This is a genomic window from Arthrobacter sp. ok362 (assembly GCF_900102785.1).
GTDB lineage: Bacteria > Actinomycetota > Actinomycetes > Actinomycetales > Micrococcaceae > Arthrobacter.
Genome location: NZ_FNGC01000007.1, coordinates 123,481 through 149,713, shown reverse-complemented (window position 1 = coordinate 149,713; position 26,233 = coordinate 123,481). Strand labels below are relative to the sequence as shown.

The following is a 26,233-nucleotide window of genomic DNA, read 5'->3' as shown; positions in this document are numbered from 1 at the left end:
CAGGGAAGCGGCGTGCGGGTCAGCCGGCACCGCCCGGGCATGAATTGCGGAGACAATGGAGGCGTGACTTCCGCGACCGCACCTCTGGACCCAGCCTGCTCCACCGGCCTCTTCGACCTCGGCGTCATCGGGGCAGGTCTGACTTTTGCGGAATCGCTGGGGGCCCTCGCAGCGGCGCTGCAAGGCGGCGGTGCCGGGGCGTCCGCAGTGGTGCAGGCTCCTCCTGGCACTGGCAAGACGACGCTTGTTCCGCCGCTGCTTGCCAACGTCGCGATCAGCGGGAGAGATAGGCGCGGCCGCCGTCCGCGGATCGTGGTCACCCAGCCGCGCCGTGTCGCTGCCCGTGCGGCAGCCCGGCGCCTGGCCGCCCTGGACGGCACCCGGCTCGGTGACCGTGTGGGCTACACGGTCCGCGGGGAACGCCAGACGGGTCCCGGAACCGTAATCGAGTTCGTTACCCCCGGCATCCTGCTGCGCCGCCTCCTCGCGGAGCCGGGGCTCGAGGGCACCGACGCCGTGATCCTCGACGAGGTCCACGAACGCGGGCTGGAAACCGACCTCCTCCTCGGCATGCTCACCGAAGTCCGCCAGCTGCGCGGTGACCTCACCCTCGTCGCCATGTCGGCGACCCTCGACGCGCCCCGCTTCGCGGCACTGATCGGTGAAACGGCGGCCGGAAACGACGACGACGATCCGGCGCCGGTTGTCGACTGTCCATCCGCGCTGTACCCGCTGGACGTGCAGTGGGCCCCCGCGTCGGTACCACGGCTGGACGAACGGGGGGTGGCCCGGGCCTTCCTGGACCATGTGGCCGACACGGCAGCGGCGGGGCACGCCGCCGCGCTGGCTGGCGGACGGGACATCGACGCCCTGGTGTTCGTTCCTGGCGCGTGGGAGGTCTCCTACATTGCCGCGCGGCTGCGCGGCCGGAGCCGCGCTGAGGTCCTTGAACTCCACGGCCAGGCAGGCCCGGCGGAGCAGGACCGCGCCGTCTCCGGGCGTGAGCCCGGCGGGGCTGCCCGGATCATCGTTTCCACCGCACTTGCCGAGTCCTCCCTCACTGTGCCCGGCGTCCGGCTGGTCATCGACTCCGGGCTGTCCCGGGAGCCGCGGCGCGACGCCGGCCGCGGGATGTCCGGCCTCGTGACGGTGTCCTGCTCCCGGGCGTCCGCGGAACAACGCGCCGGCCGTGCCGCACGCCAGGGCCCTGGCACGGTGATCCGCTGCTATGACCAGCGGGCCTTTGGCGCCGCGCCGGCCCACCAGACGCCGGAGATTGCGGCAGCCGACCTGACCGGTGCCGCCCTGGTCCTGGCGTGTTGGGGAGCCCCCGGCGGACGGGGACTGGCCCTGCCGGACGCGCCGCCCCAGGGTGCCATGGACGAGGCCGTTGAAGTGCTGCGGGAACTCGGCGCCATCGCTCCGGACGGTCACGCAACCGAGCTGGGCAAGACCCTGGCCCGGGTCCCGACGGACCCTCGGCTTGCCCGGGCCCTGCTGGACGGCGCCGCGACGGTGGGCCACCGCACGGCGGCCGAGGCTGTCGCCCTGGTCTCGGGGGACCAGCGCGCCCCGGGCGCAGACCTCACACGCCTGGTCGCCGCGCTGCGGACGGGCAGGGATCCCGGATCCCGGCGCTGGGCGGAAGACGTCCGGCGGATGGAGTCTATTTCGCGCCAGGAGTCCTCCGGCGTCGGGCGCCAGGAGTCCTCCGGCGTCCGGCCGGCCGGGGCGGTGGGCGCCGCGGAGGCGATCGGGTTCGTCGTCGCGCTGGCTTTCCCGGACCGCGTGGCGCGCCGCGTTCCGGGTGAGGGTCCGGCACAATACCTGCTCACGTCCGGAACGCGGGCCGGGTTGCCCGCCGGCAGCCCCCTGGCCGGGCACGAGTGGCTGGGCGTGGCCGAAGTATCGCGCGCGCAAGGGCGCGACGCCGCGGGGACCGGCGCCGTCATCCGCTCTGCGGCGCCGCTGACGGCTGACACCGCAGAGGCCGCCGCCCGCAACCTCCTGAGCGAAACGCTGCAGGCGCGGTTTAGCCAGGGCCGCGTCTCGGCCCGGAGGGAGCGCCGCCTGGGCGCCATCGTGCTCTCCTCCACCCCAGTACGGCCTTCTGCGGAGGAGGGCCGCGCAGCTGTGGCCCGCGCCCTGGCGAGCGAGGGGTTGGCGACCATCGGATGGTCGAGGGCGGCGGATGGCTTGCGGCGCCGTCTTGCCCTCCTGCACCGGGAGCTGGGCGGGACATGGCCCGACGTTTCCGAGCCGGCGCTGCTGGCCCGGCTGGACGAATGGCTGGCCCCGGAGCTCGCGGCGCTGGCCGGCGGGGCATCCACGGGCGGGATCGACCTCGCCGGACCGCTGAGCCGGCTGCTGCCGTGGCCCGAGGCGGCCCGGCTGGGTGAACTGGTACCTGAGTCGTTGGCGGTCCCCAGCGGGTCCCGGATCCGGATCGATTACCCGGACGCGGGAGACACCACCGGCAGGCCGGTAGTGGCCGTCAAGCTGCAGGAGTGCTTTGGCTGGGCCGAGACGCCGCGGTTGGCAGATGGCCGCGTGCCGGTGCTGTTCCACTTGCTCTCGCCGGCCCGCCGGCCCCTGGCCGTGACGGACGACCTCGCATCGTTCTGGTCCGGGCCCTACGCGCAGGTCCGGGCGGAAATGCGCGGACGCTATCCCAGGCATCCGTGGCCCGAAGACCCGTGGACCGCGCCCGCGACAGCCCGGACCAAGCCCCGGAACTGACCCCGGTGCCCGGAGCCGGGCGCCGCCGGCAGAACACTCGCGCCGCCCGCGCAACAGGGGCATGATGAAGGAGAACGACGCCGGCGGACCGCCAGGCACGCGGGACGCCGGCAAACAGGCTGGTCAAACGGGACCTCAGCCACGCGATGAAGAGTGATGGCCATGCATTTTGCGTTCGTCTCCATTCCCGCTCACGGACACGTTAACCCGACCCTGCCCCTGGTGGCGGAGCTTGTAGGCCGGGGGCACAGGGTTACGTACTTCACGTCGGCCGACTTCGGACCGCGGATCCGCAACGCCGGCGCAGCCTTTCACGCCTCCGGCGGGAACTGGATGGCGTCAATGCCTGCCCTGCAGCCCGGGCAGCGGGCGCAGGCGCACCTGATGCTGCCGATCATGAACCGAGTGTTCGAAGACCTCAGATCCAGCTTTCCGGCGCTGGTGGATCGCCTGCGGCAGGACCCGCCCGACGCCGTCTGCTTTGATGCGATGACGCTCAGCGGCAGCATGGCCGCAGAAAAGATCGGCGCCCCGGCCATTGCCCTCATGCCTACCTACGCCAGCAACGAACATTTCTCGCTGAGATCGCTGATGCCTGCCCCGCCACCGGAAGGCGCCGATGAGATGGCCAAGGTTGCCCTCGCCATGGGCCGATTGCTGGCGGAGTTCGCAGCCGAGCAAGGTGTGCGTACGCCCCGGTTGTTCAACGGTCCGCCGGCGCCGTTCAACATCGTGTTCCTTCCCCGCGAGTTCCAGCCCATGGGGGCGACATTCGATGACCGGTTCCGGTTTGTGGGGCCAAGCGTGGGCGGCCGGGACAGCGACGGTGAATGGGTCCGTGAGGGAACGGGTCCGTTGGTCTTCATTTCGTTGGGGACCACTCCACTGAACCGCAGGCCGGATTTCTTCCGGATGTGCCTTGACGCCTTTGGCGGGAGCGATTGGGAGGTCGCCATGGCCGTCGGGGACCAGACCAGCCTCGCCGATCTTGGGACGATTGCACCAAACGTCCGGGTCCGGCCTTACTTCCCGCAATTGCAGGTACTGCGCCACGCCGCCGTCTTCATTACTCACGCCGGCATGAATTCGACCATGGAGGCACTCTACTTCGCCGTCCCGCTACTGGCCGTGCCGCAGCAACCGGAGCAGGTGGCGACCGCCCGCCGGCTTGAAGAACTGGGTCTCGGCCGGCACGTTGCGGAGGACGTCGGGCCCGACGCGCTCCGGGCCGCGGTTGCCGCGCTCCACACCGACGCCCAGGTCCGGCGGAACGTGGACGCAATGAGCGACGTTGTCCGCAGCGCGGGAGGGGCCGTGGCCGCCGCCGACGCCATCGAAGCGCGCGTGCACCACGGGGCGGGCCGGTTCGGCAACCTCAACTAGGGGAGTACGTTCGCCGGATTTTCGCCGTGTGTCTTCAGGAACTCAGCCACCGCGGCCGCCAGGGACGCCCCCGCCTCGTCGGCACTGCGCTTCACGCCGGCAACGGCAAAAGAGTGGTCGCCGCCCTCACGCCACTCCACGGTCGCGGAAGGGCCGATTCTGGCGGCCACGGCCTCCAGCAGTTGCGGGGTGGCGAACGTATCGCGCGTGCCCTGCAGGAAAAGCATCGGCAAAGTCAGCCCGTAGAGATGCTCATCGCGAAGTTTTTCGGGTTTTCCCGGCGGGTGCAACGGATAGCCCAGATAGACCAGCCCGGCAGCCGGCATGCCTTCCGCCACCGCCATGGAGGCCATGCGCCCGCCGAAGGACTTCCCGGCCGCCCACAGCGGCCGGCCGGCGGACCGGGACCCAGCGGCGTCCATGGCCGCCCGCCACGCGGCGATTGCCGCCGGCGGCCTGTCAGGGAATTTCCGTCCTGCCTCGCGGTAGGGGAAGTTGAAACGCAGGGTGGCGACGCCCAGGTCGTTCAGGGCGCGGGTGAAGCCGACGAGGAACGGATGGTCCATTCCCGCCCCGGCGCCGTGGGCAACGACCAAGGTGGCGAACGAGCCGTCGGGCCCGGCAAAGACGCCAGACACTGTGGCGTCGCCGACCTCAAAGGTGATCGGGAACTCGGGCGTTGTCATGCGTCAATCATGCCGGTTCCAGGGGCGTTCCGCTCTTCAACTGTCCTCGCCGCCGGGGTAGGTTGTCCCCATGGCCAAGGAAGAAGTCCACCTCACTGTCAGCGGTCCGCACGGCGACCGGGAGTTGCGGGTGTCGAGCCCGGCGAGGGTCGTCTGGCCCGGACTGGGACTCACCAAGCTGGACCTGGCCCGGTACATGGTGGACGTCGGGGATGCCTTCCTGGCGGCGAACGGGGACCGGCCGGTGACGCTCCAGCGGTTCAAGGACACGGTGGACGGCGAGCAGTTCTTCTCCAAGAACCCGCCCAAAGGTGCCCCGGATTTCATCCGTTCGGTCGACGTCGTCTATCCCAGCGGACGCTCGCATCCCCAGCTGATAATTGATGAAATCGCCGCAGCGGTGTGGGCGGTGCAGATGAATACGGTGGTCTTCCACCCGTGGCCCTCCCGGGCCGGCAATCCGGACAATCCGGACGAGTTGCGGATCGACCTCGACCCGCAGCCTGGTACCGGGTTCGCGGAGGCCGTTCCGGTCGCGCAGGAGTTGCGGCGCGTACTGGCGGAGGCCGGTCTGGACGCCTTCATCAAGACCTCAGGCAACCGGGGGCTCCATGTCTTTGCTCCGATTGAGCCGATCCGGGAGTTCCTGGATGTGCGGCACGCGGTCATCGCGGCGGCGCGCGAACTCGAGCGGCGCCTTCCCGACCAGGTAACCACCGCCTGGTGGAAGGAAGAACGCGGCGCCCGCATCTTCGCCGACTTCAACCAGGCGAACCGCGACCGTACGATAGCGGGGGCCTACAGCCCGCGCGCACTCGCCAATGCGACAGTGTCATGCCCGATCCGCTGGGAGGAGCTCGAGTCCGCCGATCCGAATGCCTTCACGATCGTTACCGTGCCGGAGCGGCTCAAAGCCACCGGCGATCCGTGGGAGGGCATGCATTCGGGCGGCGCGGGCGCCGTCGATGTCCTCCTGGAATGGTGGGACAGGGACGTCGAAGCCGGGCTGGGGGAGCTGCCATTCCCGCCGGACTTTCCCAAGATGCCCGGGGAACCGCCGAGGGTCCAGCCCAGCCGGGCGCGCAACAGCGACTGACGGGTCGCAGGAGAAGACCACTACGCCTCGGTGCCTGACTCTGATGATGTGCCTGGCTCTGATGCTGTGCCTGCCCGGACGCGGCGGTCCACCTCGCGGTTGACACTGAACAGGCGCATCGAAGAGTGTTGGCGCGCCGTCGTCATCCCATCCGGGACAGCGCCCGCATCGAAGTACCGGCATGAGCAAGTCGGAGAAGAAGAACCTGCGGTATTGCGATTACTACTGCATCATGTCGCTGAAGGACTTCGCGGCCTGGGTCGACGCCGACGACGACCGGGAACCCGTCATGTCGTACTCCGTACCGCCTGCCACGTAAGATCCTGTGCCTTGAGAGCCCACTAGCGTATGACGACGTCGTCGAAGCTGAACCGGACGAGAGTTGACCCGCTCTTGGACGACAGTGCCGCGGTAATCCCCGGTACGCCCGGCATCTGAAGGGCTGCGGTGCTGTCGCTCGCCGTCACCTGAGGCGACGGTTCGGTCGAGCCGGACTGCCAGACGGTGAGGCTAAGCGTTGTGGGACTGGTACCACCAGCTCTCAACCGGAGTGAGAGCGTTGATCCCGGTGCGGCGGACAAGCCCGGGACTACGACTTCCCGTCCTATGACCGTTTCGGGCTGCGAACCGTTCATCCGGTAGATGAGTGCGCTCACTGCGCCGTTTGCCTGCACTCTGGCAGTCCCGCGGTACTCGACCGTTGGGCCAACGTGGCGCGTCACGAGGCTGGCGTACGCTCCGCTTCCCCCCGGTGCGGCATCCAGTCGGACCGCAGCCGTGATGTCGGTGTCCGTCTTGCTGACGCTGTTGAGGAACACCTGGCGGGTCTGCCCGGCAGAAAGCCCCAGCACGCCGCGCTGCCCGTCCGCACTGAGCGCCGTGCTGGTTGGCGTCCAGGCGCCGCCGAGATCCGCGGTGCCCCAGCCGCCGGTGACAGAACGGGTGAAAGTGTCACGAGCGACAATCGCCGACGCGGACACGGTGATCCGCACGGTCGCGGACGCCGTCCTTCCGGCTGAGTCGGTGACGGTGTAGGTGAACGCGTCTGTTCCGGAGAACCCGGCAGCAGGCGTGTAGGTGTATCCGCCCGGGGCCGTCATGCTCACCGAACCGTGCGAAGGCTGCGACCAGGCCGAGACGGCCAACCCGCTCCCTGTGTCATTGGCCAGCACACCCGGTGCCGGCACCGAGAGCGCCGTCTCGAAGGCCGTGGACCCCACGTCATCGACCGCCGAGACCGCCGATGCGGACACGGTGATGCGCACGGTCGCGGACGCCGTCCTTCCGGCTGAGTCGGTGACGGTGTAGGTGAACGCGTCTGTTCCGGAGAACCCGGCAGCAGGCGTGTAGGTGTATCCGCCCGGGGCCGTCATGCTCACCGAACCGTGCGAAGGCTGCGACCAGGCCGAGACGGCCAACCCGCTCCCTGTGTCATTGGCCAGCACACCCGGTGCCGGCACCGAGAGCGCCGTCTCGAACGCCGTGGACCCCACGTCATCGACCGCCGAGACCGCCGCTCCGGGTTGATCCGGGACAAAAACCACGTCCACCCAGTAATTGCTGGCCGAATACGTGTGGGTGGGGAAGGAACCTGTCGCGGTTGCGTAGACGCCGTTCCCCGCTCCCGGTACGCTGGCCGACCCCCGGATCGGCGATGAGCCCGCCTCCGCTGCAAAGAAGTTCACGTCCTGAGCGAAGCGGCCGGCGGGTGCCGAATACGAAGCAACATACTGCGTAGCTGCCTGGACGTGGACGCCGCCCGGGATGTCCACCTGTTGCCAGCCCGAGTCGGACTCGCTTTGTGCGGCTCCGGAACCGAGCAACTGACCACCGCTGGACCAGAGACGAACCGGGTGCGGACCCGTGTTCACAGCGGCCTTATAGAACCGGATAGCAGTTATTACACCAGGTACATCGGCCGCAAACCGCATCCCCAGTTCGTGGGGGCCCGTGGCCGCACTTGCTACGAGACTCGGGACCTGGAGCGGCGTGAAAACGCTGCAGGGACACTGTCGCGGGCTCGAGTCGTGCGGCCCGTTCGGATCGGGCACTACAGACACGTAGCTGCGCAATTGTGCATTGTAGGCAGTGGTACGGTTCAGCAGTCCCGGGCAGAGGTGCCTGGATTTCAAACCGTCCAGAATCGTGGGGAGTGCCTCGGCCGTGTACGGCGCCCAGTCATGAAGTACGACGACACTTCCGGTCCGGACTGCCGCGAGGACCGGATCAGACACCCCGGACGTGCTGGTCGCCGCCGTATCACCTTTGTTGACGTCCCAGATCACTTGTCGGAGGCCCAGGGATTCGCCCACCGCGGCGACGTTATCGTTGGTGTAGCCATAGGGGGGCCTGAAGAACGTTGGGCGTGGAGCGCCTGCCGCGGTGATGGCATCGTTGGCGCGGGATAGCTGCGACGCCACGTCGCTTGTGCTCAACCGCGTCAGGTCCGGGTGGTCCCAAGAGTGGTTGGCCACCGTGTGACCTTCCGTTGCTTCCCTGAGCACGAGGTCAGGTCGCGTGGGCTGGTTGGGGTCGTTCACCCGTTCGCCTAGGATGAAGAACGTGGCATGCACCCCATAATCGCGCAGGGTGTCGAGGATCCAACTGGTGCGATCCTCATTGAACACATTGGGTCCATCGTCGAAGGTCATGCCCACGAAGCCTGACGAGCAGTCCCAGCCCGAGGCCTGGGATCCGCTCTCAGCTCCCAGCGCAGGGCCAGTGGGTAAAAGAATGCCGGCGACCAGCGCCGCCGCCGCAATGGCAGCCCCCCAGGGCCGCCCGTTCCGCCTGCCAAGTGCCAACTTCTGATCGGTCATGTCAGCCTTCCTCTGCCGTCAGAAGTCACACCCCAATGCGACCCTGTACGGGAGGCTAGCATGAGCGTTCACAAAAAGTGGGCGCAGCAGCTTGAGTTTTTCTGGACCCATGCTGGCCCGCTGCGTTCGTCGGCAGCCGCTCACGGCTCAGAGCTCAGACTCCGCAGACTGTCGTGTCGGGTGCCTCTCGTGGCGGGCCAGGCATTGATCGCCTGAGGTGGACGCGGAAAAGAAGCGCCGGAGGTCCAGCCTCCGGCGCTTCTTTGTGCCGGGACATGTGGCCTTAGGCCACGGCCCTAGCCTTGGGAGCGGACGGTGCGAAGAATGCCCCGGATTGAAACGCCGACGGCGCACACCAGGGGGGCCAGCGCCAGAAGCACCACCACGGTGTTGGGCCGGAACGTCATGCGGCCCGAGGTGCCCTTGGCGTAGACACCCAGTGGCAACACGAAGCCGCCGCCCCCGCCTCCACTTCCGCCGTTGCCGGGCTGGGCGTCTTCCGGGCTGCTGCCTCCGCCGAAGCCGAAAGACACCACAGCTACGGGGACAATCTCTTCTCCGGCGATGTTCACAGCGGGGCCGTAGGCCCGGGATACACCCACATTCTTGAACGTGTCCACGAGGGACGAGAAAGACTCAGACATAGGACACACCATAGGCAACCGCATCCGCAAGCGCCAGAGCCCCGCCGCCGCCCTGCCGCTTTGGGAAGGGACGGCGGAAGGGATAGTGAAAAGGGCGGCGGAAAGGAATCAGGACCTAAGCTCTGGTTGCGGGCCATGTTCTGCCCTTAGATTTGGAACTGGCGGGGCGCAGCCCACGGCAACGGAGACGAAGGCACTGGAATCGAGGCACTGGACATGACGGCATCCACGAATGCGGCTTCACGGCTGGCCGACGCGTTGGCAATCATCCTTGGCACCGACGGGATCCCCCTGCGGTTGAAGGCCTGGGACGGCTCGGAAGCAGGCCCGAATGACGCGCCCCTGATCGTTTTTCGATCCCGGCGGGCGCTTCGCCGGATGCTGTGGTCGCCCGGGCAACTTGGACTGAGCCGCGCCTACGTGGCCGGCGAGATCGAAGCCCCCGGCGACATCTTTGCGGCCTTTGCCGCCCTCAGCGCGGCCGGGAAATTCGCCGAGCCCGGCCCTTTCCGGCCGCCGACTCCCCGGGAGGTGCTTGCGCTGCTCGAGACTGCCGTCCGGCTCGGCGCGTTGGGACCGAACCCGGCGCCGCCGCCGGAGGAAGCCCGCGTGGGCCGGTACGGCAGGCGTCACTCCAAGGGCCGTGACGCCGCGGCCATCTCCCACCACTACGACGTCGGGAACGATTTCTATTCGCTCGTCCTGGGCCCGTCCATGGTCTACTCCTGCGCGGTCTGGGAAGCGGACGAAACCGGGCTTGACGCGGCGCAGGCGGCCAAACTCGATCTGGTCTGCCGCAAGCTGGGACTCAAACCGGGCATGCGGGTGCTGGACGTGGGATGCGGCTGGGGGAGCTTCGCATTGCACGCCGCCCAGCACTTCGGGGCCGACGTCGTCGGCGTGACGCTCTCGGTCGAGCAGGCGGCCATGGCCCGCAAACGGGCGGCGGACGCCGGGCTGACGGACCGGGTGGACATCCGGGTGCAGGACTACCGCGATGTGGATGACGGGCCGTTCGATGCGATCAGCTCCATCGGCATGTCCGAGCACGTAGGACGCGAGCAGATCCAGCACTATGCTTCCCAGCTGCACGGGCTGCTCCGCCCGGGCGGCCGGCTGCTCAACCACGCGATCTCGTGGAACGCCGGACCGACATCCCCGGACCCTGATTCCTTCATTCCTCGCTATGTTTTCCCGGACGGCGAGATGCTCAGCCTCTCCGACATGGTCGCGGCGCTCGAATCGTCGCACCTGGAGGTCCTGGACGTTGAGGCGTTGAGGCGCCACTATGCCCTGACGCTCCGGGCCTGGGTGCGGAACCTCGAGGAGCACTGGGACGACGCCGTGCGCTTCGCCGGGGTGGGAAGGGCCCTGGTGTGGCGGCTCTACATGGCCGCCAGCGCCCTCGGCTTCGAGACCGGCCTCACGGGGGTGAACCAGGTCCTGGTCCAGCGACCCGGCGGCGCGGAACCCCCCTTGCGCCGTTCCTCATGGATCTAAGGCCGGGTCCCGGCCAGTTGCGCAGGGTCCAGAAGGCTGACCCGCGGACAACGCGAGGCTAGGCTGTCATCATGAGCAATACCGAAGTGGCGCCCCAGGAAATCCTCTGCGAAACGGACGGGACATGCGTCGGCGTCGAGCTCTTGGCCCCGCGGCAGGTCCCGCTGGGCGGCCCGCGCGCGATGGACGTGCGGCGCACTCTTCCGCAGCGCCAGCGCAGCCTCATTGGGGCGTGGTGCTTCCTGGACCACTATGGCCCGGACCGGGTCGGCGATTCCGGCGGCATGAAAGTTCCGCGCCACCCGCACACGGGGCTGCAGACCGTCAGTTGGCTGTTCACGGGGGAGATCGAACACCAGGACTCGGCCGGCTTTCACGCAGCCGTGCGCCCGGGCGAAGTGAATCTCATGACCGCTGGCCGCGGCATCAGCCACTCGGAATTTTCCACCCCGGACACAACTGTGCTGCACGGTGCGCAGCTGTGGGTGGCGCTGCCGGAGAGGGCACGCCACATGGCGCCCACGTTCGAGCACTATCGCCCGGAACCAGTCAGCGGAAGCGGCTGGACCATGCGGGTCTTCTTGGGCGGGCTCTCCGGGTCGGTCTCGCCCGTCGCCACCCACACGCCCCTGCTGGGCGCAGAGATCCTGCTCGGGGCAGGGGCGGAACTGACCCTCGAAACAGATCCGTCCTTTGAACATGGCCTGCTGGTGGACTCTGGCAGCCTGGACCTGGACGGAAACCCCGTCCCGACGGACCACCTCGCGTACGTGCCGGTCGGGCGCGGATCCCTGTCCCTGGCGGCAGGCCCGGACGGGGCCCGAGTCCTGCTGATCGGCGGCGAGCCGCTGGGCGAAAAGATCGTGATGTGGTGGAACTTCGTGGGACGCAGTCACGATGAGATTGTCGCGTACAGGGCCCAGTGGCAGGCTGAGATCGGCGCGCAGGACGGCATCGGGGACGGTTCCGACGCCGGCCCGGCGGCAGCTCCCGCGGCAGGCACGGACCTGCGGTTCGGCCCGTTTCCGCCCGGGGGGCCTGCCGCCCTCCCGGCCCCGGCCCTGCCGAATGCGCGCATCCGGCCACGCGGCTGAACCGTGTAACTGAACCCCCACCGGAACCGGTCTCAGGCGTCCACCGCCCGCCCGCAAATCCACCACCTCAATCCAGCCCCACGCGCGCTCCGGCGCCCCATCCCAGGAGACCATATTGACTACGATTACCATCAGAAATAACCCCGAGCGCAACCGTTTCGAAGTGCTCGATGCCGACACTGTGATCGGCCAGGCCGCGTACGTGGACGACGTCGGGGCGGACCAGCGGATTTTTTACCACACGGTGATCAACGAGGAATACGGCGGCAGGGGGCTGGCCGGCGTGTTGGCCGCGCAGGCATTGGATGAGACTGTCGCCGCGGGCCTCATGATCGTTCCGGTATGCCCGTACATCAAGAAGTACCTTGCAAAGCACCCCGGCTATGCGGCTAACGTGCTGGCGCCCACTCCGGCTCATCTGGAGTTCGTGCGTGCTTGGCTGGCCCAACGCGTTCGGCAGTGACCGCTCCTGGCGCTCAGGGATGTGAGATGAACCGCTCCACACGCCGGTCCGGGATGAGCCAGATCGCGGCAACCACCGTATAGACGGCGATTCCGAACAGCGGGTTCACCAGGCTGAGCAGCATCCCGGCGATGTAGAGCGCCGGGGATCCCTTGCCCTTCCAGTCCTGCCCCATGGCTTCATCCAGTGCACCGCCGCGTCCCTGCTGGCGGATCAGGGTCGATTTCAGGATGTAGTAGGCAATGGCGGCCAGCAGCAGGTTTAGCCCGTAGACCAGGACGGGGACCTCCGCCAGGCCGGCGTCATTCATCCACCGGGTGGTGAAAGGGACAAGGGAGAGCCAGAAGAGCAGATGCAGGTTTGCCCAGAGAACTGTGCCGTTGATCCTCCCGGCCAGATGAAGCATGTGGTGGTGGTTGTTCCAGTAGATCCCGACATAGATGAAGCTCAGCAAGTAGCTAAGCAGCGTTGGAAGCTCGTGGAGCAGCGCCGGCCATGTGGGTTCGGCGGGGACATGAAGCTCCAGCACCATGATGGTGATCACGATCGCAAGCACGCCGTCGCTGAAGGCCTCCAGCCGGTTCTTGTTCATGGGCCGCCTTTGATCAGGGCATCGTGGCAGATGCAGCGTAAAACTGCCGACGCCGTGACGTGCGGTTTGTATGAAACGGTACCGTCAGGTTCAACTTTCGCGAGAAACCCACGCCGGACCGGCCCACTACGACGAGTCCGCCCACTACGGTGTCGTCATCAGAACAGGCTCAGCCCTCGGCCTCTGCTTCAAGCTCTGCCTCGGCCATTTCGAGGGCGAAGCCCAGCGCCTGGACGAGGTTGGTGGTCGCCGCCACGATGCGGGGAGTGCCAACGATGGGTGCAACGGCGATGAGGACGCCGCGGATATCCTCCAGGGTGATGCCAACGTCGACTGCGGTACCGGCGTTGAGCAGGTAGGAGGCGCCTGGGGCGTCGACCGCCGCGAGCGCTGCAATCCGGGCCAGCATCAACTCGCGGGGAGCGAGCGTGGAGCGTTCGAGCGATACGGCGGTGATGTCGGCGAGGGCGGCGAGGACGGGAGCTTCTTCTTCGGCCATGGTCATGTCTCCATCTGGTTTGCGGTGTTGTGTGCCGAGTTGGCGATGAGCGCGGTTACCCCACTCGTCTTGCAACGTAACCCGTCACGGTGATGGCAGGCATCACCCGAACGGGATGAACCGAGGATCAGCAATCCGACCGTGACCGGATCCTTCGGCGGCGCGTTGACGAGGGGGCACTTCGGGGCCACAATCGCATTAGCTCGACCCAAGGCGCGTCAGCGCGTTCAGCCGGGACCGACCCAGGCAAATAGTGCCGGTGGCGGTTCCTGACGTCAAAGGGAGGTCGCCGAGCATGGCCGAGAAGAAAGTCAAGCATCCAAGCGTCGACGAACGTGCTGCGAAGGGCAAGGGGTACCGGGAGAAGACGCCCGTCTCCAGCCACACGGACTGGAGACCCGCGCCCGACCGCCCGGATCCGGTCGCGCTGCTCGAGGAACAGAACCTCACCCGCGAACAAGACCTCGTGCCGGTGCGCCACGGCCGGATGCTGGTCTCGCCGTTCACGTTTTACCGGGGTGCGGCCAAGATTATGGCCTCCGACCTGAAGGACACACCGCGGGGCGGCCTGCGCGTCCAGCTCTGCGGGGACGCCCATCTGTCCAACTTCGGCGTGTTTGCCTCGCCGGAGCGAAACTTGCTGTTCGACCTGAACGACTTCGACGAGACACTTCCCGGGCCGTTTGAGTATGACGTCAAACGGATGGCCGCGAGTTTCACGATCGCGGCGCGGAACAACGCGTTCACCAAGGACGAAACGCGCGACGCGACGATCACCGCGGTTCGGTCCTACCGCGAAGGCATGGCCGAGTTCGCGCAAATGCGCACCCTGGACATCTGGTACGCCCGCCTGTCCGAGGAGCAGCTGATGGAAGCGATCGACCTGGCCGTGGCAACCCAGAAGGGGAAGGCCCTCAAAAAGGCAGCCAAGGGTATGGAAAAGACGGCGCAGCAGAGCGTCGCGAAGGCCCACACCCGGGACAGCCTGCAGGCACTGTCCAAGCTCGCCGAGTTCGCGGACGGGGAGTACCGAATTCTCAGTCAGCCACCGATCGTCATCCCCGTCCGGGAGTTGGGAGATTCATACAGCATGTCTCCTGATGAGGTTGAGCACGCGATTCGTGAGCAGTTCCGGGCCTACCGGGCCACGCTGCCAGACGACCGGCGTATCCTGCTGGAGCGCTTTGAAGTCATCGACGTCGCCCGCAAGGTTGTGGGCGTCGGCAGTGTCGGCACGCGGGCATTCATCGCCTTGCTCCAGGGCCGCGATCAACAGGATCCCCTGTTCCTCCAGGTCAAGGAGGCCACGAGGTCGGTGCTCGAGGACCACCTGCCAAAGAGCAAGTTCAAGCAGCCGGGCGAGCGCGTGGTGCAGGGGCAGCGGATGATGCAGGCCGCGAGCGACATCTTTTTGGGGTGGACCAAGGGCGTGCAGGACAACCGGTACTTGTATTGGCGCCAACTGCGTGACATGAAGGGCTCAGCCGTGGTGGAAGGGATGAAGCCGCTCGGCATGACCTTCTATGCCGACGCCTGCGGCTGGACGCTGGCGCGCGCGCACGCCCGGTCGGGCGACCCGATCGCGATCGCCGCCTATCTCGGCAAGAGCGACAAGTTCGAGCGCTCCATCACCGATTTTTCCGAGCGCTACGCGGACCAGAACGAAAAGGACTACGAGGCCTTCGCCGACGCGGTCCGATCCGGCCGCCTGGAAGCAGTCGAGGGCCTCTGATTCCGGATGCTCATCGGAAGGCTGCGCCGTGGGTGAGCGGCTCGAAGGGAGACAGGTCTCGCTCTGGGTCGCCACGGCCGGTGCCACCCGCTATCCCTCCCTGGACTCCGATCTGGAGGTGGACGTGGCCGTGGTTGGGGGAGGGATCGCCGGCCTGACTGCGGCGCTGGCCCTGAAACGTGCCGGTCACACCGTCGCGGTCCTGGAGGCCGCGCGCGTTGGCACCGGGGTCACGGGGCACACCACCGGCAAGGTCACCTCCCTGCACCGCCTCGTCTACACCGAACTTGCGGACCGGCACGGACCGGATGTCGCCGGGATGTACGGGGAGGCCAACCAGGCCGCCATCGGGCACATTGCGCGCACCGTGGCGGAGGAGGGGATTGACTGCGACTTCCGCAGGGTGTCCAACTACACCTACGCAGAATCCGACGACGCCCTCGCCCGGGTCCGCGCCGAGGCGGCCGTGGCCGCACAGCTCGGCCTTCCATCCGTCTTTGCCTCCGACGTGCCACTGCCGTTCGCTGTCCGGGGCGCAGTCCGGTTCGACGCCCAGGCGCAGCTTCACGCGGTGAAGTACCTTCAGGGCCTGGCCCGCGCCGTGGACGGGGACGGAAGCCACGTGCTGGAGGACTCGCGCGTCACCTCCGTCCGCGATGGTGTACCCGGCGTGGTCGAGACCGGGCGCGGCACGGTCCGGGCACGCGAGGTGATCGTTGCCACCAACGTTCCGGTCGGCGACGGAGGTCTGTTTGCCGAACGCTGCTACTTGCACCGCTCCTACATCGTTGCGTGCCTGGCACCTGCGGCGCCCCTGGACGGGACGTTTATCAGCGTCGACGAGCCAATGCGCTCAATCCTGGCGATCGACGTCGACGGTTCCCGTTACGTTCTCACCGGCGGCGAGGGCCACCGGGCCGCCGAGACCGGCGATGCTGCCGTCCGGTACCGCCGCCTCGCGGCATTCTCCCGTGAGCGCCTAGGCACCGGGGAGACCAGCTTCCGCTGGTCCACGCAGGACACCATGCCCGTCGACGGGCTGCCCTACGCCGGGCCCTTGACCCCGACGGCGGCACACCTTCACGTGATCACTGGGCTCCGCAAATGGGGCCTTACCAATGGCACCGCCGCGGCGCTGATCCTGGCCGACACCCTGGCCGGGATTCACAACCCTTGGGCGGCAGTATTCGACCCCAACCGCACTTCTGCGACCGGCCAGGCCGGCGGGAGAAGCCCCCGACCGGACCGGGCACCACAACCCCAGCAACCCGAACAACGGACCGTCGCCGGGCTGCGTCCCGGCGAAGGCACCGTCGTGGAGATCGACGGCGAAATGACCGCCGTCTACGCCGACCCTGCCGGGGGCCTCCTCGCCGTCTCGGCCATCTGCACGCACCTGGGCTGCACTGTCGCGTTCAACGCGGATGACTCAACGTGGGACTGCCCCTGCCACGGCTCGCGGTTTGCCGCGGACGGCGCGGTCATCCAGGGCCCGGCGACGGTGAATCTGGCGCCGAGACCCGCACCCTCCCGCGCGGCCGGGGCTGTGGCCGGACCGCCCCGCAGCCCCGCGAATTCCCCGCCCGGCTGACTGCGGCCACAGCGTTGGGGCTTGCCCGGCGGAGCCGTTCGAGCTCGACGACGTCCCGCCCGAATGAATAGGCCAGCAGCCCAAGCGCGAGGCCGAGCACCATGGCTCCCAGCGACGGAGGGACGCCGGGCAACAGGGCGAACAACAGGGCCGCGGGCTGGGTGGCTCCGATGACCCTCCGGACGGTGCTGGACGGCAACGGCTTCTGCAGGGACGGCCTGAACCAGGCTGCTGCGAGGAACGCGTAGTAAGTCAGGCCGATGCCCAAGGGCCATAAGCCGAACGCTCCCGCCGCCGCGCAGGACAGCACCAGCACAAGCGCGGCATCCGTATCCGAATCCAGCCGTGAACCCTCGGCCGTCGCTGACCCCGTCAACCGGGCCACCCGTCCATCCACGGCATCGAGCAGGAACGCTGCCGTTCCCAGGAGAACCACCAAAGGGCTTGCTCCGGCTCCGGGGATCAAGCCAACCACCGTCTCTGCGGCACAGCAGGCCACGATGGTGGCCCTGCCCAGGGTGACACGGTCCGCGGGGGTGGAAAACCGGGGTTTCCGCCGCAGAACGGAGCCGGCGGCCCGGACGATCACCGCTGCGCCCGCCGCCAACGCCAGGAACCAGAGAACAGGATCGGTCAGGATCGCAGTGCCGAGCAACGCCCAGGCCACAAGATAGGCGGCGACAGCGGTCCCGGCATCTGCAACGGCACGGCGGGCACCGCCTGATCCCAGGCCAGTTTGCCCTGCAGCATCGGACGCCGTGCCTGACGATGTGCCTAGCAAGTCCGCTGGTCCCGCCTGGTCACTGCGGGGACGGGGTGCCGCGCCGGTGCGTCCGCCGTCCGGCCCGGGCGAAGCCGACGGCCGCCAGAACGGCTCCTGCGCCTTCTGCCACTGCGCTGAGGGCCTTCTCGAAGAACCAGACGGGCTCATACATGGCAGGGAATGGCCCGAACGCGGGAATATCCACGTAGCGGTACGCCATCACTGCGACGAAGGCACTCAGCGCAACGACGAACGCGACGGCGTAGGCAGCCCTACTGCCGCGCAGCAGAACGTACAACCCGGCAAGCACAGCCGCGGCCGATTCCAGCAGGAAAAGGTTGCCTTGGCCGATCCCCGCGGGGTTCCCCGCCTGGTAGCCCGGGGCCAGATGAATGTGGACGGCGGCGTCAATGAACAAGGCAGCGGCCGTGAGGATGCGCAAGGTCATCCCGGTTCCGTGGACCCGCACGGACCGTCCGGGGCTTTGGGCGCTCATTTGACGATCATCGTCCCGTGCATGTTCGGATGGAACGTGCAATGGTACGGGTAGCGACCGGGCTTCGTCGGCGCGGTGAAGGTGGCGGTGCCGCCGCCTTTGACCTCCGCATCGAACGCTGCGCCTTCGTCAGCCGTGACAGTGTGAGCAGCGCTGTCCATGTTGGTTACGGTGACCGCCGCGCCGGGAGCCACGGTGAGTGGGTCGCCGTAGGCGAAGTCCTTGATGGTGATGGTGGCGGCGGCGGTTCCCGCCGTCGGGGCGCCCCCGGAGACGGAGCCCGGTGGGGGCGCCGACGTCGACGCCGGCATTCCGCCACCACCGGCGCACCCGCCGGTCCCCGTCAAGATCAGGAGCAACCATAGCGTCGACAGCTTCCGGCGAGCATTCATAGCGCACCACCCCGAGTAGCTTGCGGAAAAAGAGCGGATGAACGTAATAGTTTCATTGTGCTCCTACGCGGCGCGAATGGAGCCAGTCCGTCTTGAAGGCGGGCGGGGGAGATAACGTAGTCACTGGCATGCATTCCACGGCCGCAGGAGGGAAGATTGCGTGAAGCGTGACAGCAAGAAGTCCTGGACCGCATCGCTCACGGTGCTCATTGCCTTTGCAGCGAACGTTCTGGTCGCGGTGGCCAAAACCGTGGCCGCCCTCATCTCCGGCTCGGCGTCCATGGCTGCAGAGGCTGCGCACTCCTGGGCCGACACCGGCAACCAAGTCTTTCTATTCATCGCCGAAAGGAAGGCCGCGAGGAAACGGGACAAGGCCCACCCCATGGGCTACGGACGTGAGGCCTACGTGTGGTCCATGATCGCCGCCTTTGGCCTGTTTACGGCCGGGGCGGTGGTGTCCGTGATGCACGGCATCCAGCAGCTGATCACCCCGGAGCCGGCAGGTGACTATGCGATCGCCTACGTAGTGCTGACTGTGGCGTTCGTCCTTGAGGGCGTGTCCTTCATCCAGGCGTTCCGGCAGACCCGGAAGGCGGCGCGCGAGCTGGACCGGAATACCCTCGAACAGGTCCTTAAGAGCTCCGATCCCACGCTGCGGGCGGTCTTTGCCGAGGACGGGGCTGCGCTGATCGGCCTGCTCATCGCGTTCGCCGGGATCTTCCTGCACCAAATCACGGGATCCTCCATGCCGGACGCCCTGGGGTCCATTCTCGTGGGTATCCTGCTGGCCGTGGTCGCCGTCGTGCTGATCGAGCGGAACCGGCGCTTCCTGGTGGGGCAGGCAGTGACCAGCGATATCGAGGCCACCATGGCCCGCCGCCTCCTCGAGCACCCCGAGATCGAGCGCCTCACCTACCTGCATCTCGAGTACGTCGGCCCGCGCAAGCTTTACGTCGTGGCGGCAGTGGACATACTGGGGGACCTCCGCGAACACGACGTCGCCGTGGCCTTGCGCCGGGTTGAACGCGAACTTGAAGACCACGAAACCGTCGAGGAGGCCGTCCTGACGCTCGCCACCGCGGACGAGCCCTCGTTGGACTTCCCCGCCGTCTCAGGACATCGCTGACTCAGCGCCCGTCGGTCCGTGATCCGGCACGGCCGCCGCCCGTCGGAACGTCCCGGCGAATCGGCGGGGGCGACGGCGACGCGGCAGCAGGGTCCGCCACGTGCCGGAGCCTCGACTGCCGGGCTGAACTTCTCCTGCCGGGGGTTAGCTGAGGCAGTCGGCGCAGTACGCGTGGCCGGCCTTCTCCTTGGCCAGCTGGGACCGGTGCCGCACCAGGAAACAGGAATAGCAGGTGAACTCGTCCTCTTTTTGCGGAATGACCGTGACGGTCAGTTCCTCGCCGGAAAGGTCTGCTCCCGGAAGTTCGACGCCTTCGGAGGTATCGGCCTCGTCGAGTTCGCGGACGACGCTGCGGGCGTCAGGCGCATTCGCCGAACGGAGCGCCTCCAAGGAAGCGTTGCGTGATTCCGCGACGTCGGAGCGTACTTCGTCATAATCGGTTGCCACCTGGTGGTACTCATTTCAGTTGCTGGGCGTTTAATCCGGAGTCTTTCCGGATCTCCGGGATTGAACGGTACAGCATGACGCCCTGTAAATGCTGGGGACCGGGGGAGTCGCGGCAGTGACTCTCGTGACACCCGTGGACGGCCGACCGCGACGCGGACCTTCACGCCTCGTTCGCCACTGGTCACCGGGACGTCATGTGGCGTTAATTTGCGTGCCCTAGCCTGATTCTTTAGGCACCATCCACCTTGGGCACCATCCGTCGGGAGGGATTCACCATGGCCGATATCGCTGCAGTACTGGGCCGGCTCACGCAGGACGAACTCAACGAACTGAGGTCCCTGGGCCCCAGCGGCCACCTGACCCGGCGCCTCACCGACGCGATCGACCGCGCGGCCGGCGGCCCAGGGGCCGGGCGCGGTTATTACGTCCCCAACGGGAACGTCAGTTCCACCGGAGGACCTCACGTGATCCTGCGCAGCGATGTTTCGGGCTGGCTGTTCGGGCCGCCCCACCCGGCCTAACCGAACAGCGACAAGCACTACCCTCTCGCTGGACACGCCAGGTTCCTTCCAGCCCGGCCCGGGAAGGGCCATACTGGCTCAAAGGGAGGGGGCCGTATTGCGGATTCTGATGGTCGAGGATGAGCATGCCCTGGCGGAAACGGTCCGCCGCGGACTGAAGAACGAAGGGTTCGTGGTCGACGTCGCCCACGACGGCGTGAGGGGACTCTCGGCCGCGCTGGAGAACGCGTACGACGCCATCCTTCTGGACCTCATGCTGCCGCGGATGAACGGCTATGACGTCTTGAAGGAATTGCGGCAACGCAAAATCTGGACTCCGGTTCTGATGCTCACGGCCAAGGATGGCGAATACGACCAGACCGATGCCTTCGACCTGGGCGCCGATGACTATCTCACGAAGCCGTTCAGCTTCCTGGTGCTGGTGGCCCGGATCAGGGCGCTGATCCGGCGCGGAGCGCCAGCCCGGCCCGTCATCATGACGCTTGGCACCTTGTCGCTGGACCCCGTCAGTCACAGTGTGCGCCGCGGCGATACGCTCATCAGCCTCACGGCCAGGGAGTACGGGCTCCTGCACTACCTGATGCGCCGGCACGACCAGATCGTCTCAAAGGCGGAGATCTTGCAAAACGTCTGGGACCCGGCTTTCGAGGGCGCGAACAACGTTGTGGAGGTCTATATCGGTTACCTACGGCGCAAGATCGATGTCCCGTTCAAGATCCACAGCCTGACCACCGTGCGCGGCATGGGCTATTTGCTCAGCGCCGACCCGATCCCTGGACCCCGTGCCGGCGGGATTCACGAGGCGTGACGTCCGCCGGCTCCACCGTTTCCTGACGGGGAAAGGCGATCTCAAACCGGCAATGACCTGCTGGTCCGTCCGTCGGACGGATGCTCCCATGATGGGCCGCCACAATTCCCGCCGCGATGGCCAGCCCCAGTCCGCTGCCGCCGCCTTCCCGGGAGCGGCTGCCGTCGAGCCGGACAAAGCGTTCGAAGACCCGCTCCCGGTCCGCCTCCGGGATAGGGTCGCCGTCGTTGTCGACCGTGATGATGACCCGGTCCCCGGCGGTGTGCAGGTCCACCGCGATCCGGGAAAGGGCGTGGCGGTCGGCGTTGTCCAGGACGTTCCGCAGGACCTGCGTCAGCCGGCGGGCGTCGCCGCGGATCCGTGCCGGAACGAGCTTCACCGAAATCTGGTTCCGGCTGGTGGACCGCAGCCGGCGGATCTCCTGGTCCAACACGTCGTCAAGATCGACGTCCTTCTGCTCCACCCGCAGGCCGCCATCATTGGCCTTGGCCAGCGTCAGCAGGTCCTCGACGAGGAAGCTCATTCTGGTCGTCTCCTCGGCGAGGACATCCTTCATCTGCAGCCACATCGCCCCGGTCGGGTCCCCGGCCGCGATCTCGATTCCGGCCCGCAGCGTGGCCAGCGGGCTGCGCAGCTCGTGGCTGGCGTCCGAGACGAACCTGCGCTGTTCAGTGTCCGAGGCCTGCAGACGGTCCAGCATCGTGTTCATGGTCAGCGCCAATGCCTGGAGTTCATCGTTCGTGGGCGGCACATCGACGCGCCCATCGAGTCGCTCGGCGTTGATCCGGGCCACCTGGCCACGGATCCGTTCCACCTGGCGAAGGGAACGCCCCACCAGGAGCCACACGGACCCTGCCACGGTAACCAGCAGCAGCGGCGTGGCGCCCAGCATGAACCACGCGACCGTGGAAATGGTGTCTGCCTGTATCTGTGATGCCTGGGCCACTACCACCGTATAGTTCACCGAGCCGGTCCGCGCTCCCACGGTGACGATGTGGTAATCGTCGTTGTCCCCGATGCTCGGAAGGCTCGAGACGTCCTGGGTCATGGTCTGGCCCGGGCTGGGCCGCTGGGCTGACAGCGGCGCGTTGGCGACCTCGGTATCCGAGGCAGCCAATACGTACCCTTCGGTATCCAACACTTGGACGAACTGGCCGGCATGCGCCGTGTCGACAATGTAGGCGCGGGCATCCGCGACGTCCATGTCGTCCATTTCGGCGACCACGTCCTGGGCCTTCTGCCGGGCTGCGGCGTCGCTCGACCTCGTGAGGGATGCCTGCAGCAGGAAAAGAAGGACCACACCGCCGAGCAGGAGCGCCACGGCCACGACGCCGACGGCGACCGCCGTCGAGCGCTTCCGCACGCCCCAACGAATCTCGCCCCTGCCGGGACGGCTGGATGTGGCTCGCTTGCCCAGTGCCATGTTTCAAGAATGCGGCAATGCGTGGATCCGGACAACCACCGCGGCCGCATTGAGGTCACCTCGCGCCCGTCCCGCGCCCCGGGCGGTGGCCGGAGGGGTCCGGAGGTGCGCGGCCGGTACCGGGAGAGGCGGCTCTCAGTCTCTTCTCAGCGGCATGGGGGACAGTGGGAACAGGCCGCCGAAGACCGGCCGCCGGCGGCCACGGGGCCGTCCGTACACAGTTTCCGGCCGCACGCTCTCCTCAACCAGTGTGCGGCCGGACACGACGCTCCTTCGCAGCGGCGCAACCGGCGGCCACAACCGCTACTTCCCGGCCTCTTATGCCGATGAGCCGAGGGCGAAGGCCTTATGGCCGGGGCGTCACCCGGAGCCAGAGGAACTGCTGGGCGTGCAGGACCAGTCCCGCGTCGAGGCGCAGGTGGGTTCCGGTCAAGATGTCGACGGCGTCGGCCGCGAAGCCGGAGAGCGTCACCGCCGGCACCTCCTGTAGGCAGTCGCTGAAGTTGGCCAGCGCCAGGATCAATGTTCCATTTCCCGGACGCTGGTACCCCAGGACGCCCGGGTTGTTCGTGGCGAACCAGACCAGCCGGGTTCCGGCGAATTCCGGCGTCGCGGACCGGACGGAAATCATCCGGCGCAGCCCGGCATAGACCACCCCCCGCGGGGGTCTTCGCGCTGCGCGTAGTCTGCGGCCGGGTAGTGCGGCCGGTGCACCCAGCGGCTGTCCGGTCCGTGGCCTTCCTCAAGGGCGTAGCCGTAGTCGTTGAGCTGGCCGACCTAGTCACCGAGATACAGCAGCGGGATGCCACCGGTGCTCTATAGGCTGGCGTGATGACCGGTTTCACTGATCTCCTGCCCACGTTGCTGGGCGTCGGGCTGCTGATGCTGGTCACCGTGGTGCTGCTTGCGGTTTTCCGGATCCCGCACCGAACCGCACCGGCGCTGGCCATCCTGCGCGGGGCCGCGCAACTGTCGCTCATCAGCCTGATACTGGGCAGTGTCATCACCAGCCCGGTCTGGGTCGGCGCCGCACTTCTCGTGATGTTCTCGGTCGCAGCTGTGACGGCCGCAAGACGCCTGGGGTGGACTTGGGGCCGTCTGGCGGTAGTGGGGGGCTCCATGGCGGCGGGCATCCTGGTGACCCTGGCGATCGTTTTCGGAACGGGCGCGATCGCCTTCACGCCCCGTTACGCGCTGGCCATCGGAGGGATCGTGATCGGCAACGCGATGACGATCGCTACACTGGCCGGCCGGCACTTTGCCGAGTCGGTGAATGAACGTTGGGATGAAGTTGAAGCGTGGCTTGCGTTGGGTGCGACGCGGCGTCAATCGACGTTGGAGCTGGCCCGGCGCGCCGTCTATTCAGCCCTCATCCCCTCGACCGACCAGACGAAGACGACGGGCCTTGTCACCCTTCCTGGCGCGTTCGTGGGTGCGATTTTCGGCGGACTTTCACCCTTGGAAGCGGGCCGCTTCCAGATCGTCGTGCTCGCCTCGATCATGGCGGCAGGTTCCGTTACCGCCGTCGCCCTGATCGAGATCATCGCGCCGGTGAGGGTGCGTCCGGCCCGCCCCCGCTAGAGTCTGCACCTGGCCCGTCGTGTCTACGCCGGCACCCGGATGACGAGTGGGTCCATCGTCTGGCCGTCGGCGTACTGGCCGTCGAACAACTCCGAACCGGCCTGGGATACGGCCACCTCGACGCGGTCCCAGACGAGAAACCCTTCCATGTTGCGGGGCGCGGCAGTACGCAGGGTGCCGACGTCCGAGCGGTCCTTCCCGCCGCCGTCGCCCGTGCTGATGGACAGGACCCCGTGCCCGGCCGTGAACTCGACCCATGGGTCCAGTAGCCGGACGAACATCATGCCGTGGTGTCCGGCAACGCGGACGTCGCCGCGGAACCGCAGCACACCGGTACCGCTGGCGGGATCGTACTCGGAGCCGGCAGGTGCGAAACAGAACTCGCCGGACGCGGTCACCGTGGCGCCGTCGGCCGCGGAAACGGCACCGTCCGGGAGTCCGGAAATGTAATCCATGAAGCTGCGCTTGATGCCCCAGGTCAGGCCCGGCAGGGGCAGCGGAGCGGGGGAAGCGGACGCTGGTGTCACGTAGGTTCTCCTGGGCTGTCGGGCGGCTCTACGTCCGAGCCTAGTCGCGGATCCGCGCCGGGCTGAACTGTTGCACCTCAGCCGCTTCATCCGGCGTATTTCTCTGACGGCGTAGGCACGCCAGGACTACTGCCGGGGCGGCGGTGGTTGACTTGGATGAGTACCGGTTAGCAGGAGGTGCACAGTGGCCGCGTCCATCAGCAGGGTGTCCGGATCCGATGTGTCCGAAGACCCGCTTGATTCCTATTCCGCAACGGTCATCCGCGTGGCCGAGGCTGTCACACAGCACGTCGCGGCGCTTGAAATGACCGGCAACGGTCGCAGCGGCCGGCTGAGGGTCGGCGCGGGTTCGGCCGTGCTGTTCACCACGGACGGATATCTGCTCACGAACGCCCATGTGGTGGGCGGAGCCGAGTCCGGCCACGCGGTCTTCGCCGACGGCACCGCCACCGCTGTTGACGTGGTGGGCGCCGACCCGCTGTCCGATCTTGCCGTCGTCCACGGCAGGGCTCCCACGGCGGCACCGGCGGAAATGGGCGACGCCGAATCCCTACGGGTCGGCCAGTTGGTCATCGCAGTGGGCAATCCGCTCGGGCTGGCAGGTTCCGTCACCGCCGGGGTGGTAAGCGGGCTGGGCCGTTCCATTCCGGTCTGGTCCGGACGGAGCCGGCGAGTGATCGAGGACGTCATCCAGACCGACGCGGCCCTCAACCCCGGCAGTTCCGGCGGCGCGCTGGCGGACGCCCGCGGGCGGATCGTCGGCATCAATACCGCCGTGGCCGGAGTCGGGCTCGGCCTGGCCGTTCCCATCAATGCCACGTCGCGGCGGATCATCGCTTCGCTCCTCAAGGACGGCCGTGTCCGCCGGGCCTATCTGGGTCTGGTGAACACTCCGATCCAGCTGCAGCCAAGCGCCGTCGTCCGGACAGGCCGCAGGGAGGGCCTGCTCGTGGTCGAAGTGCTCCCGGGTTCGCCCGCCGAGCGCGCCGGGCTCCGGGCCGGCGACATCCTCCTGAAAGTCGGGCCGATGTACGTGTCCAACGCCGAGAGCCTGCAGAAACTGCTGTTCGCCGAAGCGATCGGGGAGCCCCTGGAACTTGCCCTGCTCCGTGACGGCTCGGACCTGCGGCTGGTGGCGGTGCCCGCGGAGATGACCGACAACTAATTGGGGAATTCCGACCCAGACAGGACGATTCCACCCGTTGGAATTATCCCGCCGGGGCCGAATTCCTGCCCCGCTGAAACTACTTGGGTCCAAATGGTGGCCGCCCGCGGAATTACTTGTTTGGCGCCGTAAATACCTGCCCACCG

26 protein-coding genes are annotated in these 26,233 nt (G+C 67.5%); 14 read left to right on the top strand and 12 right to left on the bottom strand.

Annotation, left to right across the window (positions count from 1 at the left end):
• The first annotated feature begins 63 nt into the window (after window positions 1-63).
• Window positions 64-2,739 (top strand): ATP-dependent helicase HrpB, encoded by a 2,676-nt coding sequence (gene hrpB, locus BLQ10_RS11055; protein WP_091561822.1) that lies wholly within the window; start codon window positions 64-66, stop codon window positions 2,737-2,739.
• A 162-nt stretch (window positions 2,740-2,901) separates the two neighbouring features.
• Window positions 2,902-4,122 (top strand): macrolide family glycosyltransferase, encoded by a 1,221-nt coding sequence (locus tag BLQ10_RS11050; protein ID WP_217635807.1) that lies wholly within the window; start codon window positions 2,902-2,904, stop codon window positions 4,120-4,122.
• On the opposite strand, the gene BLQ10_RS11045 is transcribed toward BLQ10_RS11050, so the two are convergent.
• A complete protein-coding gene (locus tag BLQ10_RS11045) occupies window positions 4,119-4,808 on the bottom strand; it encodes an alpha/beta hydrolase family protein (RefSeq protein ID WP_091561817.1) in 690 nt (229 codons plus the stop codon). The two genes, BLQ10_RS11050 and BLQ10_RS11045, sit on opposite strands and share 4 nt — an antisense overlap.
• 70 nt (window positions 4,809-4,878) lie before the next feature.
• Between BLQ10_RS11045 and ligD the strand changes: the two genes are divergently transcribed.
• Both ligD and BLQ10_RS22360 read left to right on the top strand, forming a co-directional pair.
• Complete coding sequence (gene ligD / locus BLQ10_RS11040; protein WP_091561815.1) at window positions 4,879-5,904, top strand: non-homologous end-joining DNA ligase; 1,026 nt, start codon at window positions 4,879-4,881, stop codon at window positions 5,902-5,904.
• A 181-nt stretch (window positions 5,905-6,085) separates the two neighbouring features.
• Window positions 6,086-6,223, top strand: coding sequence for a hypothetical protein (locus BLQ10_RS22360; protein WP_175558577.1), 138 nt, complete (start codon window positions 6,086-6,088; stop codon window positions 6,221-6,223).
• 22 nt (window positions 6,224-6,245) lie between these two features.
• Here the strand turns inward: BLQ10_RS22360 and BLQ10_RS11035 are convergent, their stop codons facing one another.
• Both BLQ10_RS11035 and BLQ10_RS11030 read right to left on the bottom strand, forming a co-directional pair.
• Window positions 6,246-8,723, bottom strand: coding sequence for a DUF4082 domain-containing protein (locus BLQ10_RS11035; protein ID WP_091561813.1), 2,478 nt, complete (start codon window positions 8,721-8,723; stop codon window positions 6,246-6,248).
• A 296-nt stretch (window positions 8,724-9,019) separates the two neighbouring features.
• Entirely contained in the window at window positions 9,020-9,367 is a 348-nt protein-coding gene (locus tag BLQ10_RS11030; RefSeq protein ID WP_091561810.1) for a hypothetical protein, read from the bottom strand.
• A gap of 216 nt (window positions 9,368-9,583) precedes the next feature.
• Between BLQ10_RS11030 and BLQ10_RS11025 the strand changes: the two genes are divergently transcribed.
• From BLQ10_RS11025 to BLQ10_RS11015, 3 genes are all read left to right on the top strand, one after another.
• A complete protein-coding gene (locus tag BLQ10_RS11025; protein WP_091561809.1) occupies window positions 9,584-10,867 on the top strand; it encodes an SAM-dependent methyltransferase in 1,284 nt (427 codons plus the stop codon).
• Window positions 10,868-10,938: 71 nt separating this feature from the next.
• The gene (locus BLQ10_RS11020; RefSeq protein ID WP_091561806.1) at window positions 10,939-11,961 is read left to right on the top strand and encodes a pirin family protein; all 1,023 of its coding nucleotides are present in this window, start codon (window positions 10,939-10,941) and stop codon (window positions 11,959-11,961) included.
• Window positions 11,962-12,076: 115 nt separating this feature from the next.
• Window positions 12,077-12,424 (top strand): GNAT family N-acetyltransferase, encoded by a 348-nt coding sequence (locus BLQ10_RS11015; protein ID WP_091561805.1) that lies wholly within the window; start codon window positions 12,077-12,079, stop codon window positions 12,422-12,424.
• A gap of 13 nt (window positions 12,425-12,437) precedes the next feature.
• On the opposite strand, the gene BLQ10_RS11010 is transcribed toward BLQ10_RS11015, so the two are convergent.
• Both BLQ10_RS11010 and BLQ10_RS11005 read right to left on the bottom strand, forming a co-directional pair.
• Complete coding sequence (locus BLQ10_RS11010; protein ID WP_091561802.1) at window positions 12,438-13,016, bottom strand: TMEM175 family protein; 579 nt, start codon at window positions 13,014-13,016, stop codon at window positions 12,438-12,440.
• A 169-nt stretch (window positions 13,017-13,185) separates the two neighbouring features.
• Window positions 13,186-13,515, bottom strand: coding sequence for a carboxymuconolactone decarboxylase family protein (locus tag BLQ10_RS11005; RefSeq protein WP_091562037.1), 330 nt, complete (start codon window positions 13,513-13,515; stop codon window positions 13,186-13,188).
• A 295-nt stretch (window positions 13,516-13,810) separates the two neighbouring features.
• Between BLQ10_RS11005 and BLQ10_RS11000 the strand changes: the two genes are divergently transcribed.
• On the top strand, window positions 13,811-15,247 hold the full coding sequence (locus BLQ10_RS11000) for a DUF2252 domain-containing protein (RefSeq protein ID WP_091561801.1): 1,437 nt from the start codon (window positions 13,811-13,813) through the stop codon (window positions 15,245-15,247).
• A 28-nt stretch (window positions 15,248-15,275) separates the two neighbouring features.
• A complete protein-coding gene (locus BLQ10_RS10995) occupies window positions 15,276-16,838 on the top strand; it encodes an FAD-dependent oxidoreductase (protein WP_091561799.1) in 1,563 nt (520 codons plus the stop codon).
• On the opposite strand, the gene BLQ10_RS10990 is transcribed toward BLQ10_RS10995, so the two are convergent.
• The 3 genes from BLQ10_RS10990 to BLQ10_RS10980 are packed head-to-tail and all read right to left on the bottom strand — an operon-like array spanning window position 16,729 to window position 18,408.
• The gene (locus tag BLQ10_RS10990) at window positions 16,729-17,619 is read right to left on the bottom strand and encodes a CDP-alcohol phosphatidyltransferase family protein (RefSeq protein ID WP_175558576.1); all 891 of its coding nucleotides are present in this window, start codon (window positions 17,617-17,619) and stop codon (window positions 16,729-16,731) included. The two genes, BLQ10_RS10995 and BLQ10_RS10990, sit on opposite strands and share 110 nt — an antisense overlap.
• A 19-nt stretch (window positions 17,620-17,638) precedes the next feature.
• Window positions 17,639-18,097, bottom strand: a complete 459-nt coding sequence (locus BLQ10_RS10985) for a hypothetical protein (protein WP_091561797.1) — start codon at window positions 18,095-18,097, stop codon at window positions 17,639-17,641.
• The gene (locus BLQ10_RS10980) at window positions 18,094-18,408 is read right to left on the bottom strand and encodes a cupredoxin domain-containing protein (RefSeq protein ID WP_175558575.1); all 315 of its coding nucleotides are present in this window, start codon (window positions 18,406-18,408) and stop codon (window positions 18,094-18,096) included. Before BLQ10_RS10980 ends, BLQ10_RS10985 begins: the two co-directional genes overlap by 4 nt.
• 241 nt (window positions 18,409-18,649) lie before the next feature.
• Between BLQ10_RS10980 and BLQ10_RS10975 the strand changes: the two genes are divergently transcribed.
• A complete protein-coding gene (locus BLQ10_RS10975; RefSeq protein WP_091561792.1) occupies window positions 18,650-19,615 on the top strand; it encodes a cation diffusion facilitator family transporter in 966 nt (321 codons plus the stop codon).
• 144 nt (window positions 19,616-19,759) lie between these two features.
• Here the strand turns inward: BLQ10_RS10975 and BLQ10_RS10970 are convergent, their stop codons facing one another.
• Entirely contained in the window at window positions 19,760-20,062 is a 303-nt protein-coding gene (locus BLQ10_RS10970; protein ID WP_028276793.1) for a DUF4193 domain-containing protein, read from the bottom strand.
• 275 nt (window positions 20,063-20,337) lie between these two features.
• On the opposite strand from BLQ10_RS10970, the gene BLQ10_RS10965 reads away from it, so the two are divergent.
• Window positions 20,338-20,583: a hypothetical protein gene (locus BLQ10_RS10965; protein ID WP_091561791.1), complete on the top strand. Its 246-nt coding sequence runs from the start codon at window positions 20,338-20,340 to the stop codon at window positions 20,581-20,583.
• Window positions 20,584-20,680: 97 nt separating this feature from the next.
• On the top strand, window positions 20,681-21,391 hold the full coding sequence (locus tag BLQ10_RS10960; RefSeq protein ID WP_091561788.1) for a response regulator transcription factor: 711 nt from the start codon (window positions 20,681-20,683) through the stop codon (window positions 21,389-21,391).
• Here the strand turns inward: BLQ10_RS10960 and BLQ10_RS10955 are convergent.
• Together BLQ10_RS10955 and BLQ10_RS23065 are read right to left on the bottom strand one after the other, a co-directional pair.
• On the bottom strand, window positions 21,339-22,814 hold the full coding sequence (locus BLQ10_RS10955; RefSeq protein WP_254785513.1) for a sensor histidine kinase: 1,476 nt from the start codon (window positions 22,812-22,814) through the stop codon (window positions 21,339-21,341). The genes BLQ10_RS10960 and BLQ10_RS10955 overlap by 53 nt on opposite strands.
• A 346-nt stretch (window positions 22,815-23,160) precedes the next feature.
• The gene (locus BLQ10_RS23065) at window positions 23,161-23,445 is read right to left on the bottom strand and encodes a hypothetical protein (RefSeq protein WP_368086510.1); all 285 of its coding nucleotides are present in this window, start codon (window positions 23,443-23,445) and stop codon (window positions 23,161-23,163) included.
• Between the two features lie 200 nt (window positions 23,446-23,645).
• On the opposite strand from BLQ10_RS23065, the gene BLQ10_RS10945 reads away from it, so the two are divergent.
• Window positions 23,646-24,395, top strand: coding sequence for an ABC transporter permease (locus tag BLQ10_RS10945; RefSeq protein WP_091561786.1), 750 nt, complete (start codon window positions 23,646-23,648; stop codon window positions 24,393-24,395).
• Window positions 24,396-24,418: 23 nt separating this feature from the next.
• Here the strand turns inward: BLQ10_RS10945 and BLQ10_RS10940 are convergent, their stop codons facing one another.
• Entirely contained in the window at window positions 24,419-24,922 is a 504-nt protein-coding gene (locus BLQ10_RS10940) for an HtaA domain-containing protein (RefSeq protein WP_175558574.1), read from the bottom strand.
• 184 nt (window positions 24,923-25,106) lie between these two features.
• On the opposite strand from BLQ10_RS10940, the gene BLQ10_RS10935 reads away from it, so the two are divergent.
• Window positions 25,107-26,087: a S1C family serine protease gene (locus BLQ10_RS10935; RefSeq protein ID WP_091561782.1), complete on the top strand. Its 981-nt coding sequence runs from the start codon at window positions 25,107-25,109 to the stop codon at window positions 26,085-26,087.
• Window positions 26,088-26,233: the final 146 nt, after the last annotated feature.

What these genes read in the sequence shown, in the direction of transcription:
- BLQ10_RS11050 (WP_217635807.1), top strand. Translation starts at nt 2,902, where the DNA reads ATGCATTTTGCGTTCGTCTCCATTCCCGCTCACGGACACGTTAACCCG.
- BLQ10_RS10945 (WP_091561786.1), top strand. Translation starts at nt 23,646, where the DNA reads ATGACCGGTTTCACTGATCTCCTGCCCACGTTGCTGGGCGTCGGGCTG.
- BLQ10_RS11000 (WP_091561801.1), top strand. Translation starts at nt 13,811, where the DNA reads ATGGCCGAGAAGAAAGTCAAGCATCCAAGCGTCGACGAACGTGCTGCG.
- BLQ10_RS11035 (WP_091561813.1), bottom strand. Translation starts at nt 8,723, where the DNA reads ATGACCGATCAGAAGTTGGCACTTGGCAGGCGGAACGGGCGGCCCTGG.
- BLQ10_RS10965 (WP_091561791.1), top strand. Translation starts at nt 20,338, where the DNA reads ATGGCCGATATCGCTGCAGTACTGGGCCGGCTCACGCAGGACGAACTC.
- BLQ10_RS11030 (WP_091561810.1), bottom strand. Translation starts at nt 9,367, where the DNA reads ATGTCTGAGTCTTTCTCGTCCCTCGTGGACACGTTCAAGAATGTGGGT.
- BLQ10_RS22360 (WP_175558577.1), top strand. Translation starts at nt 6,086, where the DNA reads ATGAGCAAGTCGGAGAAGAAGAACCTGCGGTATTGCGATTACTACTGC.
- BLQ10_RS11020 (WP_091561806.1), top strand. Translation starts at nt 10,939, where the DNA reads ATGAGCAATACCGAAGTGGCGCCCCAGGAAATCCTCTGCGAAACGGAC.
- BLQ10_RS11045 (WP_091561817.1), bottom strand. Translation starts at nt 4,808, where the DNA reads ATGACAACGCCCGAGTTCCCGATCACCTTTGAGGTCGGCGACGCCACA.
- BLQ10_RS10980 (WP_175558575.1), bottom strand. Translation starts at nt 18,408, where the DNA reads ATGCCGGCGTCGACGTCGGCGCCCCCACCGGGCTCCGTCTCCGGGGGC.
- BLQ10_RS11005 (WP_091562037.1), bottom strand. Translation starts at nt 13,515, where the DNA reads ATGGCCGAAGAAGAAGCTCCCGTCCTCGCCGCCCTCGCCGACATCACC.
- BLQ10_RS10985 (WP_091561797.1), bottom strand. Translation starts at nt 18,097, where the DNA reads ATGAGCGCCCAAAGCCCCGGACGGTCCGTGCGGGTCCACGGAACCGGG.
- ligD (WP_091561815.1), top strand. Translation starts at nt 4,879, where the DNA reads ATGGCCAAGGAAGAAGTCCACCTCACTGTCAGCGGTCCGCACGGCGAC.
- BLQ10_RS23065 (WP_368086510.1), bottom strand. Translation starts at nt 23,445, where the DNA reads ATGATTTCCGTCCGGTCCGCGACGCCGGAATTCGCCGGAACCCGGCTG.
- BLQ10_RS10955 (WP_254785513.1), bottom strand. Translation starts at nt 22,814, where the DNA reads ATGGCACTGGGCAAGCGAGCCACATCCAGCCGTCCCGGCAGGGGCGAG.
- BLQ10_RS11010 (WP_091561802.1), bottom strand. Translation starts at nt 13,016, where the DNA reads ATGAACAAGAACCGGCTGGAGGCCTTCAGCGACGGCGTGCTTGCGATC.
- BLQ10_RS11025 (WP_091561809.1), top strand. Translation starts at nt 9,584, where the DNA reads ATGACGGCATCCACGAATGCGGCTTCACGGCTGGCCGACGCGTTGGCA.